Source organism: Brevibacterium sp. SIMBA_078 (assembly GCF_046534565.1).
Lineage (GTDB): Bacteria > Actinomycetota > Actinomycetes > Actinomycetales > Brevibacteriaceae > Brevibacterium.
Genome location: NZ_JAWRYQ010000300.1, coordinates 1 through 264 on the forward strand (window position 1 = coordinate 1; position 264 = coordinate 264).

At 30.3% G+C, this 264-nt stretch carries 1 protein-coding gene; it reads left to right on the forward strand.

The window, feature by feature from the left end:
* Positions 1–73: 73 nt before the first annotated feature.
* Positions 74–264 (forward strand): hypothetical protein (locus SB749_RS19805; RefSeq protein ID WP_410711813.1); only part of this gene is annotated, 191 nt, incomplete at its 3' end.

Consider the following 264-nt stretch of genomic DNA (forward strand, 5'->3'; position numbering starts at 1 on the left):
GGTTGTTACCCGGACTAAGACATTTTCAATAAGACAGCTATTAGGTAGCCAAGAAACAGTATATGGTAATTAAATGATCGAAAAAATTATAGGTTTTACTCTTTTATTTGTATTCTTATGTTCATTTTTAAGTGTTCTCGGGAATTTATTAGCTAGTTTGATGAACCCTATTGAATTGAAGGCAATTGCCCTCAAAAGGTTAGGTATATCCTTAGTTATACTCATAGTCACATTTTTAGTTGCATATCAATTAGGTTATTTTAT